The organism is Arthrobacter alpinus, assembly GCF_001294625.1.
In the GTDB taxonomy this organism is placed as follows: Bacteria; Actinomycetota; Actinomycetes; order Actinomycetales; family Micrococcaceae; genus Specibacter; species Specibacter alpinus_A.
In genome coordinates, this window is sequence record NZ_CP012677.1 from 1543577 (window position 1) to 1560394 (window position 16818).

Annotated in this window: 12 protein-coding genes and 1 pseudogene; 7 read left to right on the forward strand and 6 right to left on the reverse strand. The window is 60.7% G+C overall.

What is annotated here, in order from left to right:
• The first annotated feature begins 51 nt into the window (after positions 1–51).
• The 4 genes from AOC05_RS06845 (at position 52) to AOC05_RS06860 (ending at position 5624) form a co-directional block, all read left to right on the forward strand.
• Complete coding sequence (locus AOC05_RS06845; RefSeq protein ID WP_062006588.1) at positions 52–1383, forward strand: acetyl-CoA C-acetyltransferase; 1332 nt, start codon at positions 52–54, stop codon at positions 1381–1383.
• A 5-nt stretch (positions 1384–1388) separates the two neighbouring features.
• Positions 1389–2783, forward strand: a complete 1395-nt coding sequence (locus AOC05_RS06850) for a 3-oxoacyl-ACP reductase (RefSeq protein ID WP_062006589.1) — start codon at positions 1389–1391, stop codon at positions 2781–2783.
• 2 nt (positions 2784–2785) lie between these two features.
• Entirely contained in the window at positions 2786–3706 is a 921-nt protein-coding gene (locus AOC05_RS06855; protein ID WP_062009474.1) for a MaoC family dehydratase, read from the forward strand.
• Positions 3707–3995: 289 nt separating this feature from the next.
• Entirely contained in the window at positions 3996–5624 is a 1629-nt protein-coding gene (locus tag AOC05_RS06860) for an MFS transporter (RefSeq protein WP_082358147.1), read from the forward strand.
• Between the two features lie 235 nt (positions 5625–5859).
• On the opposite strand, the gene AOC05_RS06865 is transcribed toward AOC05_RS06860, so the two are convergent.
• From AOC05_RS06865 to AOC05_RS20730, 5 genes are all read right to left on the reverse strand, one after another.
• Positions 5860–6429 (reverse strand): hypothetical protein, encoded by a 570-nt coding sequence (locus tag AOC05_RS06865; RefSeq protein ID WP_062006590.1) that lies wholly within the window; start codon positions 6427–6429, stop codon positions 5860–5862.
• A 429-nt stretch (positions 6430–6858) separates the two neighbouring features.
• A complete protein-coding gene (locus AOC05_RS06870; protein WP_062006591.1) occupies positions 6859–8829 on the reverse strand; it encodes an ATP-binding cassette domain-containing protein in 1971 nt (656 codons plus the stop codon).
• Positions 8816–9958, reverse strand: coding sequence for a hypothetical protein (locus AOC05_RS06875; RefSeq protein WP_062006592.1), 1143 nt, complete (start codon positions 9956–9958; stop codon positions 8816–8818). The genes AOC05_RS06870 and AOC05_RS06875 overlap by 14 nt, the downstream gene beginning before the upstream one ends.
• A 48-nt stretch (positions 9959–10006) precedes the next feature.
• Complete coding sequence (locus AOC05_RS19355; protein WP_157374927.1) at positions 10007–10897, reverse strand: hypothetical protein; 891 nt, start codon at positions 10895–10897, stop codon at positions 10007–10009.
• Between the two features lie 72 nt (positions 10898–10969).
• Positions 10970–11299 (reverse strand): peptidase inhibitor family I36 protein, encoded by a 330-nt coding sequence (locus AOC05_RS20730; protein WP_062006594.1) that lies wholly within the window; start codon positions 11297–11299, stop codon positions 10970–10972.
• Between the two features lie 1048 nt (positions 11300–12347).
• On the opposite strand from AOC05_RS20730, the pseudogene AOC05_RS20735 reads away from it, so the two are divergent.
• Positions 12348–12407 (forward strand): annotated as a pseudogene (locus AOC05_RS20735) (hypothetical protein); the annotation flags it as partial.
• 102 nt (positions 12408–12509) lie between these two features.
• Complete coding sequence (locus tag AOC05_RS06895; protein ID WP_197277907.1) at positions 12510–13172, forward strand: recombinase family protein; 663 nt, start codon at positions 12510–12512, stop codon at positions 13170–13172.
• A gap of 13 nt (positions 13173–13185) precedes the next feature.
• On the opposite strand, the gene AOC05_RS06900 is transcribed toward AOC05_RS06895, so the two are convergent.
• On the reverse strand, positions 13186–16263 hold the full coding sequence (locus tag AOC05_RS06900; RefSeq protein ID WP_062006596.1) for a Tn3 family transposase: 3078 nt from the start codon (positions 16261–16263) through the stop codon (positions 13186–13188).
• Between the two features lie 113 nt (positions 16264–16376).
• Between AOC05_RS06900 and AOC05_RS06905 the strand changes: the two genes are divergently transcribed.
• Positions 16377–16799 (forward strand): hypothetical protein, encoded by a 423-nt coding sequence (locus AOC05_RS06905; RefSeq protein WP_157374928.1) that lies wholly within the window; start codon positions 16377–16379, stop codon positions 16797–16799.
• Positions 16800–16818 lie beyond the last annotated feature (19 nt).

The window sequence follows — 16818 nt, forward strand, 5'->3', positions numbered from 1 at the left end:
CAGGTACGCTGGGTATCAGTAACGCCCTGCAATCTTGAAGGAGACAGCGCCATGAGTTCGACCATCTCACCATTCGTGCCCACCGAGGGCATCCGCAAGGCAGTCATCGTCGGAGGAAACCGGATTCCCTTTGCCCGGGCGGGCGGTGCCTACTCACATTCCTCAAACCAGGACATGCTCACAGCAGCCCTGGATGGGTTGGTGGCCCGTTTTGGCCTCCAGGATGAAGAAATTGGTGAAGTTGCCGCCGGTGCCGTCCTAAAGCATTCGCGCGATTTCAACCTCACCCGTGAGGCAGTTTTGGGTTCGGCCCTCTCCGCCACAACCCCCGCCTACGACCTGCAGCAGGCGTGCGCCACTGGCATGGAAGCAGTCATCGGACTCTCCAACAAGATCAAATTGGGCCAGATCGACTCGGCCATCGCCGGAGGGGTGGACTCGGCGTCGGATGCCCCCATCGCCGTCAGCGAAGGATTGCGTGCCATCCTCCTGGACCTCAACCGGGCGAAGACCGTCACGGACAAGCTAAAGATTCTCAGCCGCATCCGCCCCAAGGACCTGTCCCCGGACGCCCCCAACACGGGCGAACCACGAACTGGGCTGTCCATGGGTGAGCACCAGGCACTGACCACGGCCCAGTGGAAGGTGAGCCGCGAGGCACAGGACGAGCTCGCCCTGGCCAGCCACAAGAACCTGGCTGCCGCTTACGACAGGCATTTCTTTGACGACCTGGTGACACCCTTTCGCGGCCTGAGCCGGGATTCGAACCTAAGGGCAGATTCCAGCCTTGAGAAGCTGGCATCCCTCAAGCCTGCGTTTGGGCGCAACCTCGGTGACGCGGCCACCATGACGGCCGGCAACTCAACCCCCTTGACCGACGGGGCATCAACGGTGCTGCTGGCCTCCGAGGACTGGGCGCAAGCCCACGACTTGCCGATGCTTGCCACCGTGGTTGACGGCGAAGCAGCGGCCGTGGATTTTGTGCACGGAAAGGACGGCCTGCTCATGGCCCCGGCCTTCGCCGTTCCGCGCATGCTGGCCCGCAACGGGCTGACACTGGCGGATATCGACTTCTTTGAGATCCACGAGGCGTTCGCTGGCACGGTCTTGAGCACCCTTGCCGCCTGGGAAGATGAGGAATTCGGCAAGACCCGCCTTGGCCTGGACGGAGCCTTCGGCTCAGTTGACCGCGCCAAGCTCAATGTCAACGGCTCTTCCCTGGCCGCAGGTCACCCGTTCGCCGCCACGGGGGGACGCCTGGTGGCAACCCTGGCGAAGATGCTCCATGAGCGTGGCCAGGTGGACGGCCGCCCGGCCCGAGGCCTGATCTCCGTCTGCGCCGCCGGCGGCCAGGGCGTCGTGGCCCTGCTGGAAGCCAGGTAAGCCGCATGAGCACTTCACAGAACGGCGCCCGCAGGGGCAGCCGCGAACAAGCAGACAAGTACACCGAATTCGTCAGCCGCGGTTTCGGCAAGGACCTGGCTAAACGTCTGGGCCTGCCCCAGCCAGCCATCCTGCGCCGCTACGAACCCGGATCCCCTCTGGTAGAGGGTCCCGTCCTAGTCCTGGGCCAGAGTGCCGGGGCCGACGCCGTTGCAACAGTCCTGCTGGACTGGAACCAGGATGTTCGCCGGCATGCAACGCCCAAGGAGAAGTTGGGTGCCGTCGTCGTTGTGCTTGACGAACTGTCGCACCCGGACCAGCTCTCGGCTCCCATCCGCGAACTGGGCGCATCGGTACGCGACCTGGCCAGGAACGCCCGCGTGGTCACCGTCTCCCGGACCGGCCTCGTCGAGGATGCACCGGAAGTTGCTGCGGCCCGCAACGGCGTTGACGGGATCGTCCGCTCGCTCGCCAAGGAACTCCGCGCAGGCGCAACGGCCAATGGGGTGCTGCTGGCCAACGGGATCCAGGCCAATGCCTCCAGCGCCATGGCAGCACTACGCTTCTTCCTCTCTGGCCGTTCCGCCTTTGTCGACGGCCAATTCCTGACGGCCTCCTCGGAAGGGGCACCCGCTGGCGGTGGGGCAGCGCAGGACTGGGCTAAGCCGCTTGAGGGCAGGGTCGCCGTCGTCACCGGAGCGGCCCGTGGAATTGGTGCCGCGATTGCCCGAACCCTGGCCCGTGACGGCGCCAAGGTGATTGCTGTGGACGTTCCCGCTGCGGGGGATTTGCTGGCCCAGCTCGCCAATGAAATCCATGGGACGGCGCTGCAACTGGACATCACGGTGGCCGAGGCCGGGGCCCGCATCCTGGACCATGCCGCACAACGGTACGGCCGCCTGGACATCGTGGTACACAATGCCGGAATCACCCGTGACAAGCTGCTCGCCAACATGGACGCCGCCCGTTGGGACTCGGTCATGGCCGTCAATATCGCCTCGCAGCTGCGCATGAACCAGGCATTCTTGGCCAGTAGCCACTTCAGGGCGAATCCGCGCATCATCAGCGTGGCCTCCACCAGTGGCATCGCCGGCAACCGCGGACAGACCAACTATGCGGCGTCGAAAGCGGCCGTCATGGGCATGGTCCGTTCCACAGCACCCCTGCTGGCGGCCAGCGGCGGCACCGTCAACGCGGTGGCGCCGGGCTTCATCGAGACCGACATGACGGCGAAGATCCCCTTCGCCACACGGGAGGTTGCCAGAAGGCTGAACAGTCTCCAGCAGGGCGGTAAACCCGGGGATGTGGCCGAGGCCATCGCCTTTTTCGCCTCTGAGGCCGCCGCCGGCGTCACCGCCAATGTCCTGCGCGTGTGCGGGCAAAACCTTGTGGGGCAGTGACCATGGATCACGTGCTCACCGAGATGCCGTCGCTGTCCAAGCTTTACCTGAACGCGGCGGCAACATCAGCCAAGCAGCGGTTGGGACGGTCCATCCCCGTGGTCTCCCTCCCGTCCAAGGCCATCGAGGTGCGCGGGGTGCGTGCGGACTTGGTGAAAGTGACCCAGTTTTCGCACCTGATGGGCAAGCCTGCCCGTGATGTGCTGCCCTCTGGCTACATCCACGCACTCGCGTTCCCGGTGGCCATGTCGGTCATGGTGGACCCCGAGTTTCCCTTACCGTTGCTGGGCATGATCCATCTTCGCAACCAGGTGGAGCACCACTCGCCGATCTTGTTCACCGATGTTTTAACCATCAGGTCTTGGGCGCGAGAGCTGACCGGGCACCGGCGGGGGACCCAGGTGCAGCTGGTGGTTGAGGTACGAGGCGAGGATGCCACCGAACTGCTGTGGCGTGGCGTCTCAAGCTACCTGGCCAAGGGGATTTACCTGCCGGGCCTGGACAAGCCCACCCCGGCTTCCGCAAACGCGGATCGGGCACCGTTCAACCCGCCGGCGCCGACAGCCCAGTGGCAATTGGGAGTGGATACCGGCCGCGCCTACGCTGCCGTCTCCGGTGACTTCAACCCCATCCACCTCAGCGTGCTCTCCGCGAAGGCCCTCGGCTTGCGGCGTTCCATTGCTCATGGCATGTACGCTGCCGCGCGGGTCGTGGGGGACATCGGTTCGCCCAAGCCGGACGCCTTCAGCTGGGACATCACCTTTGACGCGCCCATATTCCTACCCGCCACGGTGTCATTGCATATTGCGGACACGTTGGCGCCCGACGGCGGTTGGCTGGGTTCGGAGTTCACCGCCTGGGGTGCGCGCAGCACCAAACAGTATTTCCATGGCAGTGTCACCGCCGGGATAGCCGCACAGTAGATAGTAGTAGGTGCCGCTGGACCGGCAACCTGGGGCCCGCCTTTTTCGAACATTTCAAAAAAGGCGGGCCTTGGCTATTTAAGTGACACATCTCCCATGGTGCTTAGTTGCCCTAATTAACTAGTGGATTTACAGTTGAGGAAGGCAATGCTGGAGCGCGCCTGAAAAACTTCGCTTCCCTGCCACACCATTGAGACGCCGCGCACGGCATATACGAAAAGGAACCATGAAAAACAGATCGACCACGGCCGCACCGAATCAAGCGGCACAGACCCCCACCGAGTCGGCGATGACGCACCGTCAGGTGCTTGAATCCTTGACGGGCCTGCTTGCCGCCTTCTTCACCGCCATCCTTTCCTCCACGATCGTGGCCAACGCCTTGCCGACCATCATGGACCAGCTCCATGGCACGCAGACGGACTTCGCCTGGGTCATCACTGCCGCCCTGCTGGCCAACGCAGCCACCACCCCCATCTGGGGCAAGCTGGCGGACCTTTTCAACAAGAAGCTGCTGGTCCAGCTGAGCATCATCATCTTTGTCGCCGGCTCGGTCATGGCCGGCTTCGCCACCACCATCCCCTTCCTGCTGACGGCCCGCGTCATTCAGGGCGTCGCCATGGGTGGCTTGACCGCACTGGCGCAGGCCATCATCGGCACCATCATCCCGCCCCGTGAGCGTGGCCGCTACTCCGGTTACATGGGTGCCGTCATGGCCGTGGGCACCGCGGGCGGGCCCCTACTGGGTGGCTACATCGTGGACAGCCCGCTCGGCTGGCGCTGGACGTTCTTTGTCTGCGTGCCGCTGGCCATCATCTCCTTGGTGCTGTTGCAGTTCACGCTGAAGATCAAGCACGTGCGCGTCCCGGCCAAGATTGACTGGCTTGGCTCTATCCTCCTGACCTCTGGCGTGAGCTTGCTGCTCATCTGGGTCTCCTTTGCCGGCCAGTCCGGCTATTACGACTGGATCTCAGGCCAGTCCGCACTCATGGTGGGCGGCAGCGTCATTCTCCTTGCAGCCCTGCTGTTCGTGGAGACCAAGGTCTCCCACCCGATCATCCCGTTGAAGATCATCCGCCAGCGCACCCCGGCCCTGGCCATAGTGGCCTCGGTGGCCGTGGGCATCGCCATGTTTTCCTCCTCAACCTTCCTGGGGCAGTACTACCAAGTGGCCCGCGGTGCCACACCCACCGAAGCTGGCCTGCTGACTCTGCCCATGATCGCCGGCAACCTGATCGGCGCCGTAGCCTCCGGCCTGTTGGTCACCCGGACGGGGAAGTGGAAGCGTTACCTTGTGGGTGGTGCCATCCTGTTGATCGCCGGGCTTGGCCTTACCGGGACCATCGACCACCAAACGTCCCTGGCCCTTGTCGGAATGTACACCTTCATCTTTGGTCTGGGCCTGGGCATGATGATGCAAAACCTGGTGCTGGCCGTGCAGAACACGGTGGCGGCCAAGGACATTGGCTCGGCCTCCGGCGCGGTGGCGTTTTTCCGCACAGTGGGCGGCGCGGCCGGCGTCGCCGTGCTGGGCGCCACGATGGGGACCAAGGTCGCCTCGCTCATCTCCGAGGGGCTGGCAGCCATTGGCATCAAGGCCCCCGCCGGAGGTGCTACACAGCTGGACCTGTCCACCATGCCCGAGCCCATCAAGCTCATCGTCCGGGCGTCCTACGGTGACGGAGCCGCCATGATCTTCATGATCAGCGCCGTCATCGCCGTGGTGGCCCTAGTAGCGGTGCTCTTCATCAAGGAAATTCCCTTGCGCCGTACGGTGGACATCGTTGACACCAAGCACGACGGCGGCGGGGCCGGTTCCGTGGCCGGGCTGGCTGTGGCGGGTGTCGCCGACTCCATCGTTGATTCGACCATGGCCGAAACCGAGGATCCGTCCGTCTCGGTGTCCCTGGACAAGGGTTAGATTCCGCGCTCCGGAGCCCTGCGTCCCCGTGACGGCACGTGGGGCTCTTTGTTTGGGGGCTAGTCCTGCTGGCTGAACCATGCTTCGGAGCACTTCGTTCAATGGTTGCGGTGCACCCGCACCGCCGGACAACGAGGAAGTGCATGGCCATGAGCGTGCAAGTGTGGAAGTTAGCGACTGCCGCGTCGCTGGGGGCGCTGCTGCTGGCTGGCTGCTCCGGTGGTTCGACGCCCGGTTACGGCCAGGGAGGTGGCCCAACGCCCACGGGTGTAGTGTCAGCCTCGCCCTCTGGCGGCGCGAGCGACGGGGCGTGAGCAACAACGGAACGGTCAGTGGCGTTAGGCATTCGGGCCTGGGGTGTGGGGTCTTTACTGGTAGCGACCGCTATTCGGGTGGTTGACTTCCCATCCGGATACATCGACAGTTTGATTGGTGCCAGCAACCGGTCGATCGTGGCCGCACTCATCGCCAATAACTGGGCGCGCACTTCCGGGCTGTAGCGGGTGTGTACCTTGCCGAACGCGCCCGTCATGGTGCGGGCGTCCATGTTGGCCAGCGTGGGGCCCATGACCGCCGCCAGGTACTTCCCGCAGGGCTGCCCCGCGACGACCCAGACCTGCTGGAGTACCTTCACGGTGTCATAGCCGTACGTCGGTGGTCGGGGCCGTCGCAGCAAGGCACGGCCCAGCCCCCGACGCTTGAATGCCTTGCCGAGCTGGCGGCGGGCGTTCGCCCGGGACCAGCCCACCTCGGCCACCAGCCGGTCCAGAATCTCGCCCTTGGCCTTCTTCGACGCCGCCCGCATACACGCCGGATTCCTTCTTCGTGATTTCCCTGCGCGCAGACAACGACAATGCCCATGTTGACGCCGCTGAAAGCTCACCGGTCAAGAAGAACGGTCTAGTAGGAACCAAACGGTGATTGGCTGTGAGGTCAGGGCCAATCTCGATAGATCGTCTGCGTCACGGCAGTGGAGAGGCTGTCAAGACCATGATATTCAGGCCATTTTGTACAAATTATGCACAACAAGATTATGGGATCAGTTCTCCAAAGAACTGATGAGTTGCAATGCGCTAGAGATGGGCAACGTCGAGGCCCAACTCCTTGGTTTCAATGGCAAAATGTCCTAGCGCCAACAAGTGTACGAACAATTCACCCCTCGACTTTCACTTTCAACAGGTCCTTTCATCGAATCAAGACCCGAACGGATACGTAACCCGGGTCAGTCCCCAAATCAGTCCCTGATGGCTTGCGCTGGATTCTGTTTAGCAGCGATGAGTGCTGGCACAAGTGCCGAGATGATCCCGGTGGCGAGTCCGATGGAGGCCGCAGCTGGTAGCCACCACCAGGCAAGGACCGCGGACCAGCCTTGAGCGATGCATATGATGACGATCGCCGAGCTGCCAGCCGCACACCCAAGAAGCCCACCAATTGCGCCCATAAAGCCGCCCTCGAGGAGGAATAGTGAGGCTATGGATGCTTGGCTAGATCCGAGTGCGCGGCGTAGCGCGATTTCTGAAGTCCTAGAGCGTACTGAGACATACATGGTCGTGGCCGCGCTGAGCATTGCTAACAGGAGAAGTATGACCGAGACGCCACCAATGAGGATCGATAGGTCTGAGCGAACTCCTCGGGCGAGGGTCCGGAGGTCTCCAACCGTGTTGATTTTGATGCTGGCCGGGTTTCCTGGTTCGATGGCGCTGGCGAGGACATTACTGAGAGGAGCCGGGTAGCCAGGCTGTGTTCTGACCACGATAGTGGTGTTCGCGTAGCTGGCTTTGGCGACCCCGGGGGAGAGCAGGATGGCTGATTCAAGAGCTGGGTCTCGAGGGGAATCAGTGAGTATCCCAACGACCGGGATTTCTTGTCCGGAGACCCAAATGGAATTTCCTGTGCTCTTCGGTTCGATCCCTAGTTTCTCAGCAGCTTGTCTACCAAGGATCGCAGCCTTGGTAGGTGTATCGGTGGCGAAGATGGAGGGAGTTGTTGGGGAAATGGAGAGGTCATTGGTGCTCAGGAACGTCTGGTCCACCATGACGACGGAAGTGTTGGAGATGGGCAGGGGGCTCAGGCTCAGCGGTGAGAATCGTGAGATTGTCATGGCTTTCTCAGGCAACACCGATTTGAATCCCGCCCCGACAACGCCGTCAATGCGGGAGAGGCTGCTTTGGACACCCTCCACCCATTGCAGCACTGGTTCCAGATCGGGAGAATCGGCCGGTACGGTCTTGGAGAACCGTACTTCATCGAGTGCCGACTGTGAGATCTTCTCTGAGATCTGGGTTGCCGCGCTCTGGCTTATGCCAGTGGACGCCACCAGGCCGGCGATGCCGAGCATGAAGGCGACAATCAGAAGGATTGAGCGTCCAAAGGAGGTTGAAATGCCGGTTAAAGCGTCGCTAATCAGGTCCGACAGCTCTCGCACGGGGCGGCGCTTTCCAAAACGATTGCTCCCTTCCCGTCTCGTCCTTAATTGCTCCGCTTCAGCAATGTGCGGATTTCCGTCGTGGAGGCTGCCGTCAATCATTCCAACCTGGCGTTTTGCTGCGGCGGCGACCGTGGGATCATGGGTGATTACGATGATCGTGGTCCCTGCAGCGTTGAGCTGTTTCAGATGATCAATGACCAATTCACTATTGGTCGCGTCGAGATTTCCAGTTGGTTCGTCTGCAAGCAGCAGGAGTGGCCCGGAGGCGACAGCACGGGCAAGTGCAAGTCGTTGCTTTTCTCCGCCAGAGATTTGCTTGCCGAGGCTACTGGCCCGGTGTCCAAGTCCAAAGTAGTCAAGCCAGTATCCGACGATTTCTGGACGCTCCTTGCGTGCTACTCCCTGGATCCTGAGGGATAGAGCCGCGTTGCGGGCCACGGAGTCTCTGCCGATGACATGGGAGGCCTGGAAAACAAAGCCCAGGAAAGCTGAGCGAAGTCGATTTCTGGACTTTTCCGTAGCGGAGCTGACATCGATACCATTGAGGTAGAGGTGGCCGGACGTTGGGGTGTCGAGGAGACCAATGATGTTCAGTAAGGTCGATTTACCCGATCCTGAGGCACCAATGATGGCTAGGAAGTCCCCAGGGTAGACCGTAAGATTGACTTCTTTGAGGGCGATGGGACCCCCGGACTGCTCGAAGGATCGTTGGATGTGGAATAACTCAACGATGGCCCGAGGGTCAGCACTTTCAGTTTCTTCTTCAGGGACTGACAAGTATCAGCTCGCCCTCTTTGACCGCGGTGGGAGGTTTCAGGAGTACCCATCCCTCCGCTTGGCCCAGAATCTCTACAGGTTCCCTTCTGGTTGCCGGATTGTCCGCATTGTTTTCTTTGGCCGGTTTAGTGCTTAAGTCGTCGCTCACGAGCAGATATTGACCTTGAGAATCTGCACGAATCCCGGTCAGAGGTACTGCAAGTCCCGTTATCTCCGAATCGCTGGTTGACACGGTACCCGTCGCTCCAGGAAGTGCGTCTTTCAGTGTGGCAGGTACGGAGACCGATATATCGATACCCGAAGGTTTGGTTCCATCCCCTTCGATGAAGCCGGTCACCGCAGAAACGGTGCTATCCAATTTGGTGCCGGAGAAATTTAGAACGACCGGTGCCCCAGACTTGAAGCGTTCCCCGCTCGTAAGGCCAGCTCGGCCAATGATCTGGTCAGGACTTATCTTGATCTGAACGAGCGGGCTGTCTTTCGTGAGTTCTGAACCGATTGCAGCTACGGACGTAACCGTTGCCCCGTCGATCGGTAAGTGGACGAATTCTCGCCAGGGAAAGAAAGGAGTGTCCCCTCCAGGCAGGGCGACGCCTGCGCTTTTGTAGATCGCCCGGAGGACGTTGAAGAAGTTTTCTCCCACGACCCCACTTTGATCGATGTAATAACCCCAGCTGGCAAATTCTGCCTGTAGGGCTTGGACATCAGGGCCGGTATCTTTCAATTTAAGGTTGCGATAGAGCGGAACGTTGTTGCTAGTCATGAAAAGCGGCCGGCCTGAGACCGTTCCGAGCGCTATTCCGGGCGTAAGAGTGTCTCCCGGTTTAACGAACACCTGGGTAGCTATTGGCCGGTCGGCGCCCTCGACGGCGGTGACGCTGATTCCAGTGGTTTGTCCTGCGACGATGGTTGCCTGAATCTGAGTCGCGTTGCTGATGGTCGTGGTTGTGGCTGGCACGGTGATCGGAATTTGGGTATCAGCAACGGTCAGAGCCATCTCGTTGGGTGATTTAACAAACAAGCCAAGAACGAAGGAAAGTCCTAGGAAGAGACAGGCTACTAAGATCAGGCTGATAAGCCTCAGCGGGGAGGCAACGAAAGAAATTCGGGGGTGAGACCGGTCGCTCATGACTGTATACAACCCGGCCTAACCTGAGAAGGGCCGCAGAACAACACCCTATTTCCCTTCAGCAATAATATGCTTGGCTTTTTCAACCGCGGCGTCCTTGTCAGCTTTGATCCTGTTCAGGGCAGACTCGTGCTGACCGATATACGCTGCCTGGAATGTCGCGTCTATATCAGCCAGCCGCTTAATGTAGTTGGTCTTTTCCTTACAGTCAATGTCTGTCAGTGCCGTTTTGATCTGGCTCTGCTTGTCAGTCATGGAAACTACAGGAACCCAGGAATCCGGCTTCCCGGCCGGCATGCTGACACCATTAGCTGATAGACAATTAATCCATTCAGTCCGGGCCGCTTTCCATTCATCAGTTCCTGCGGCTTGAGACGCTGCTGCCAGAAGACCTTTAGAAACTTCGCTGTCTGTTCCAACCTGATTCGGGGTGAAATCCTTTAACATCTTATCCGCGAGCGTTTTGCTGCAACCGGTGTATGCCAAGCCGTAGTCCCGGCTTTTTAGGTTGGTTGGCTGTGAACCTGTTGGAACACCGTCCGATGCGCTCCCGGCAGGACCACTCGGATGTCTTGGGTCAGGCGGCAATTCATAGCCGTAATTCTCGGCATTTACTTTATTCCATATCCCGTAGCGACGATCCTCGGGAAGCGGAGTAGGAATTGCATCTGACATGTCAAGCTGTTGACCCTTTGCACTCATGCAAGGGCCTAAAAGCGTAGCATTCGCTGTTTGAATAGCAACATCCTCGTCGTTGTCCACATAATAGGGAGTCAGAGGAAGGGTGATGCGAAGATTGACAGGATCGACCTTCGCTTTGACCGAAGAATAGTTTGAGGCATCAAGCTTTTCCTGCTCAGGCGAACCGGACGAACATCCCGTAATCGCTACAAGTGTCAGACCGGTCAGAACCCCGACCAAAACATGGATCTTAACCAATGTGCCTCCCCCTAGAGTGTTGTCGCCCCAGATTAGCAGGGATCGATCGTCCCGAAGAGGAGGCACGCTAGGCTAAGCGAATCGGCTACTATCGATCCGGTCGCTCCATCCGCCCGCCCAGCTCGGCCCAAGATCACTGAACTGAGAGTATGGGCCAATATACGTGTTAGCCCCTGTATAGAAGGGGTCATCGTAGACGTAATAACGTCTGCTCATGTCGCTGTCCACGGACGTTGCACGATCATGGAAGTTCGACTGTCCCCATTCGTACACGTCCCACGACATGTAGATCGAATCGCCTTGGTAGGTATCATCTGCCCAGAAGCAAATCTGCCCACCTATATAGCAATAGCCAGAGGCCTGAGCCGCAGGTGCAGAAATTACGGCAGCGCCGGCGGCCATTCCTGCCACCGCTAAGATTGCTGTGATTTTTCTTTTGATCTTTATGACTTCCCCTTTACACCGTCATGGAGGCCTTTCCCCCATTGTAAGTAAATCTTGGGGATACCGCTAAGTCAATGGATTCTTTCAGTGAATCATCAGACAACACACTCCCAGCTGCTCCAGTGGTGGCCGGATGGCCTGACTATTCGGGTTTCGAAGGATCCGAAATTGATTTCTCTTTGCCATGAAAATTCCTAAATTCAGCGGGCCTCTTATTCCCACCAGCTGGTCGGAATAAAGGGCCAAAACTCAATGAGACAGCCATCCCTACGGTGGTATAGCGGCTCTCCGCGGTTCGTGTTGAATTCTGGTTTCGTGTCCTTGAACAGAGGTGGCTCGTAGTCCTGTCAAGAGCCAGATATGGAGTCGTTTTGCTGATAATGATGACGTCTAACTTGAGTGCCACAGTCCAAGCCAGTCAGCGTATCGAAGAACGAACCGTTCAACGGGTAGATGCCCCCGGGTATGGCTGTCACGGTTGGGCTCAGAGCTGGTCCCTGCTCGCCGAAGAGAGCTTCGGTGTAGTCGACGATGTTGTCCTGCCTGTAGAACTCCAGAATCCTTGTTGGCGGGACGATCAACAACACCTTCGGGTCGCCGCCCTCGTCGTTATGGATGACTCAAGAATCCAGTGTCAGCCGAGGACTCTGTGATGCGATGTTCAAGAGACTTTCACTGTCCCTGTTCCCTGGCAGGCCTGCTTCGATGAACTCGGCCAGTTCGGAGAAACTCTGCTGGCTTGCATCAAGATCGAGGTGAGGGCTTTTCCGGTTGGGGGTTGAGTAGATGCGTGGGCAACATTGGAATGGAACGGTCAGTGGCGTTAGGTGCTTGGGCTGGGGTGTTTCATAGGTGACCACCTGTGAAACGCGGGTGGGGGCGTGACTGGTTCGGTCTCTATTGTGTTTCATAGGATGTTGCATTTGACCTAATGCGCGAAACGTATCTATGAAACAATTCCAGGGTGAGTGATGACTACGAGCTTGTCGAGGGTAACTACTGCCCCATGTCTTCTTGCGCCGTCCCGGCGGGGTCGCCTTGTCGGACGGGTCGGGGGAAAGTTGCGGTCCAGTACCACACGTCCCGATTCCGGCTTGTGCCGTCATTGGCGAAGGCTTTGAATGTTCCGATATTGCCAGCCCGCCGACCAGGGTCGGTTTGGGTCGAGTTGCCACGCCCGATCACAGCTGATGCCGCGCCGGCAGGGCATGTGCGCATCGGGTATGCCCGTGCATCGACTGCGCGGCAGTCACTGGACGCCCAGCTCGACTCGCTTAAGCGGGCTGGGGTTGCCCGGGTGTTTTCGGAGAAGATCTCAACCAGGGCGACGCAGCGGCCCGAGCTCGAGCGTGCGGTGGCCCTGGCTGGGGAGATGAGGGTTTCCGGAGTGGAGGCCACCATCGTGGTACACGAGCACAAGCGGCTCGGCCGCGGCCTGGAACTGGCGATGCTCGCCGAGCGGTTGAAGGCCTCCGGCATCGGTCTGGAGTTCCTCTCCGGGGAGTTGCAGGGCCTGCACGATCCGTCGGGGGTCGTGTTCACGGTGCTTGCGGCATTGTCAGGGATGGAACGTGAGTACATTCGTACCCGCACCTTGGAGGGGCATGAGTCTGCACGGGCGCGGGGAAAGACGATTGGCGGGGCCTCGGTGACCGACGAGGCGATGCTCGCCCTCGCGTTGTACTTGCGTGGGCAGCAGCATAGTCTGCGCGATATCGCAGGCCGGCTGGTCATTGCAAAGGGTAAGAAGAAGGGTGAACACCCTTCGCCGGCGACGGTGCTGCGTATGCTCCGTGAGTACGACGAGAAGGCCGTGCCATCGCAAGAATGAACCACCACCGCGCTCATTCGTCGTCTTCGTCGGTGGCTTCCGGGTCCCGCAGTTCACGGATGGTTCCTGGTTCCATGTCGGGCAGAACAAAGCTGTAGGTTCCAAGCACGCTCAAATGGGTTCGGACGAACGGGGACAATCGGGCCATGTCCTCCTCCCGTACGGGATAGCCCTGGGCTTTGAGCTGGCGGACGGCGGCGTCGAGATAGACGCTCGTCCACAACACGACGCAATTCAGGACCAGGCCCAAGGCCCCGAGCTGGTTCTCCAGGCCGCGTTCGTACCGGTGGTACAGCTCCCCCTTGCGTCCGTGGCAGATCCTGCGGGCCAAATCGTGGCGGCCTTCCTGGAGGTTGCGCACGCTTTTGATGTCGCGGCGGTAGGACTCGTCGACGTCGATATAGGCCAAGATGTGCAGGGATTTGAAGATCCGGCCGTAGGAGGCAATCGCCTCACCCAGGGCGGTAGGGTGCCCGTCTCGCTGAAGCATCGTCACCACGTCGTAGGCCCTCACGGTGCCGGTATAGATGGAAGCGACCACACGCAGGATGTCATCCCAGTTCCGGCGGATCTTCTCCAGATCGATGCGGCCCCTCGCGAAGGTGTTCAGCGGGCCGTAGTCGGCCTCGGGACGGATTCTCCAGCCTTTCTGGTCTGGCAGGTCAGCTAGAGCTGGCCGGTAGGAGATACCGAGCAGTTCGAGCAGCCCTAATACCAGATCCGAGTAGGACCCGGTGTCGGAAACGACGATCTCGGGCAGATCGCCGCCGTCCAGACCGAAGATGACATCGACCATGTGCAGGGAGTCCCGCACGGTCCCCGCCACGATTTTCGCGCCGCGGCCCATGCCTCGCTCGCTCATCGCGTTCAGCCACGTCATGCCACGCTTGGGACCAAAGTACTTGCGGTTGGGGCGTGCGAACGCTTCCGGCACCGGGACCACGAAACGCATCCCGTCGACCGCGGCGACCATGCCACCACCCCACGCCTGGGCAAGCTCAAGACTGGCCTGCCGGGCGAGCAGCGGGACGTTCGCGGCCGCAAGAGTTTCGGGGCGCACGTAGTTCTGGAACACATGCGATAAGCGCGAGCGTTCCAGTGCCGGCACGCCCTTCTTCGCGATCGGCCGGTACCCGACGTTCATCGAGTGTGCTGCCAGACAGGCTGCCAGCGATGTCGGCAAGTCCTCCAGCCGGGACCGTGCCCCAGAGACGGCAGTGAACGCCTCTGCCAGCTCAGGGACCCACGTCATGACCTCCAGAATGGCTTCCGGCAGATCGATGCGCGGAAGCATCGCCGTGCTCCTGGTACGCAGGTCAACCAGCGACGGCGGTTCCTCGAGCGCCTTCAGGCCGGTCAGATGGATCTTCCCGTCATCGTCGATACGGACCTCGTTGTTAACGACCAGGCGGCCGCCGACCTCCCGGTAAGTTTCGTCCAGCGCCTCGGCGTGCCCGGACAAGAGCACGTCCGGATTCTCGGGCAGACTCAAGGTGGTCAGTACATCGGCACGGACCGCCTCCCACCGGGCACCTTCGAGCAGCTGCGCCTGCGGGTTGCGCCACTTCGTCGAGGACTCGGCGTAGATTTCGCGGCGCTTCAAGTGCCGCCAGAACTGCTCCAACACACAAAAAGCGTAGGCATGGCGGTTCACCACATCGTCCTCGTGGGCGGGAGACCCGAAGACCAAGTGCCGCCAGGGCCCGTTCACCACCTCGGCGTTGATCAGCCGTCCGGGGATCAATGGCACAGGTAGGCGGCCCCTGTACGCCAACACTTCGGGCAGGGCTTTCATCGCGTCCAACACGGGCGTACCCTCAGCATTCGCCGCGAACTCAATCGTCAGCGGCAACATCTTAACAAACCCCGAAATGCTGGTGTATCGCCCCGTCAACTCGGCCCGCCAGTCATCGGGGTCCGGGCCGTTGACCGGCGGAACATCCTCACCCACCACGACAAGGGCTGCGCGCAGTTCGGTGCGGGAGACAACCGCTTCGATGGCCTCCCACACCTTCGACACCCGCGGCGGCTCCGATTCCGTCCCGGCCCACTGATCGGATTCAAACAACGCCGCCACCGCTACCGCCAAACGGGCTGAAGCCCCCGCCAGGCGTGGGTGCTTACGGACCTTCGCCCTGTCCGAAGCAGTATGAGCCTTGTTCAACAGCTCGGCTGTCATCAACAAATCCAGCAGCTCCAAGGCGTTGTCGACCGACGCGCCCTCCAGATGCCGGACCGTGGCCAACAATGTGGCCAGCCGACGCCCTGGCGGGTGCCTGTGGATCAGCGAGGCATCCGCGCTCATCCCGTATCTGGCAAGCCCTCCCAGTCGACGCGGCGGGACCAGCTTCTCAGCGCCAAGGTTCGCCAGTCCCAGGCCCATGATCTCGGATACCTGATCCAAAGCCTTCATGATCACCAGCCCGCTCCCGCGCGGCGGCGGACCCTTACGCCAACGTTCCAGATCCGAAACCCGTTCTCCTGGCCCGACCTCCAGCAGTCGGTCTAGGGCAAGCCGCTGGCCCGGTGTGAGTAGGAGTTCGAGCTCGTTCCACAGCCGCTGGTTCGTGTCCTCGCGGACCTTCGCAACCAGCCGCGTCAGCGTCGTCACCCCGGGTAGCAGCACCTTGCGTTCCCTCAGCCACGACACGCCGTCGTGGAAGATCGCCTTCGGCCCATCTCCGGACGTCCATGACCGGGCCGCGATCCACTCAACGAACTGTTCCTCGACGTCCGCGAAGTCCTTCCACCCGAACGCCTGCCGGATCTCCCACTGGTGCTCGAACCGGGTTTTCTCCCGCTCCACATACCTTTTCAGGCACGAAGAATCGGACACACCAACCTGCCCGGCAACGAAATCGAGGACAGCGGTTGGAACATCCAGGGGATCCTCCAGGAAAGCACCCAGATGACGAACAGTCACAAGCTGGAGTCCAAATCCGAGCTTCATATGCTCGCCTCGACGCCGCCCTACCAGCACCAGATCCGCGTCGTCGAGGAAGAACACCCGATCCAGGTCCGTCTGCGCCACCGGCGCACCGTACCGACCATACGCCACAGCCTCAGCATCACTCAGAAAATCCACCGGCATGAAGCGAGGATACCCCACACAACCCCGAAAAACCCACCAACATTGGAACGGTCAGTGGCGCCAAACAAGCCACTACACCCTCCCTAACGCCACTGACCGTTCCGTTGTTGCTCATGCCCCGCGACGCTGCTGCTGCGGCCGCCCTGGCCACGGCGGGTTCACCGCTGGGCACTATTGTGGTCAACGGACAGGGTATGAGCGCGTATGTTTTTGACCACGACACGGCCGGTTCCGGCACGAGTGCTTGCACGGGTCCGTGCCTGAGCCTCTGGCCGGCCATCACAGCAGCCACCGGCACCCCCGCCGTCAGCGGCGTCACGGGCAAGATTGCCACCAACGCACTCCCAGACGGGAAGTTCCAGCTCACCTTGAACGGGCTTCCGCTGTATACCTACACGCCCGACACCAAACCAGGCGACACCACGGGGGAGGGTTTTGGCGGCATCCGGTGGGTCGTGGGTGCCGACGGACACAAGATCACGTCAGCGCCGTCACCGACCCCGAGCAGCAGCGGCTCCTCGGGCTCGGGCTACTGACCGGGCCGTTCCCAACCGG

Coding starts and splice junctions, on each gene's coding strand:
- AOC05_RS20730 (WP_062006594.1), bottom strand. CDS start 11,299: ATGGCCGCCGGCGCTGCCGTAATTTCTGCACCTGCGGCTCAGGCCTCT.
- AOC05_RS06900 (WP_062006596.1), bottom strand. CDS start 16,263: ATGCCGGTGGATTTTCTGAGTGATGCTGAGGCTGTGGCGTATGGTCGG.
- AOC05_RS06905 (WP_157374928.1), top strand. CDS start 16,377: ATGCCCCGCGACGCTGCTGCTGCGGCCGCCCTGGCCACGGCGGGTTCA.
- AOC05_RS06845 (WP_062006588.1), top strand. CDS start 52: ATGAGTTCGACCATCTCACCATTCGTGCCCACCGAGGGCATCCGCAAG.
- AOC05_RS06860 (WP_082358147.1), top strand. CDS start 3,996: ATGACGCACCGTCAGGTGCTTGAATCCTTGACGGGCCTGCTTGCCGCC.
- AOC05_RS06855 (WP_062009474.1), top strand. CDS start 2,786: ATGGATCACGTGCTCACCGAGATGCCGTCGCTGTCCAAGCTTTACCTG.
- AOC05_RS06850 (WP_062006589.1), top strand. CDS start 1,389: ATGAGCACTTCACAGAACGGCGCCCGCAGGGGCAGCCGCGAACAAGCA.
- AOC05_RS06865 (WP_062006590.1), bottom strand. CDS start 6,429: ATGCGGGCGGCGTCGAAGAAGGCCAAGGGCGAGATTCTGGACCGGCTG.
- AOC05_RS06875 (WP_062006592.1), bottom strand. CDS start 9,958: ATGAGCGACCGGTCTCACCCCCGAATTTCTTTCGTTGCCTCCCCGCTG.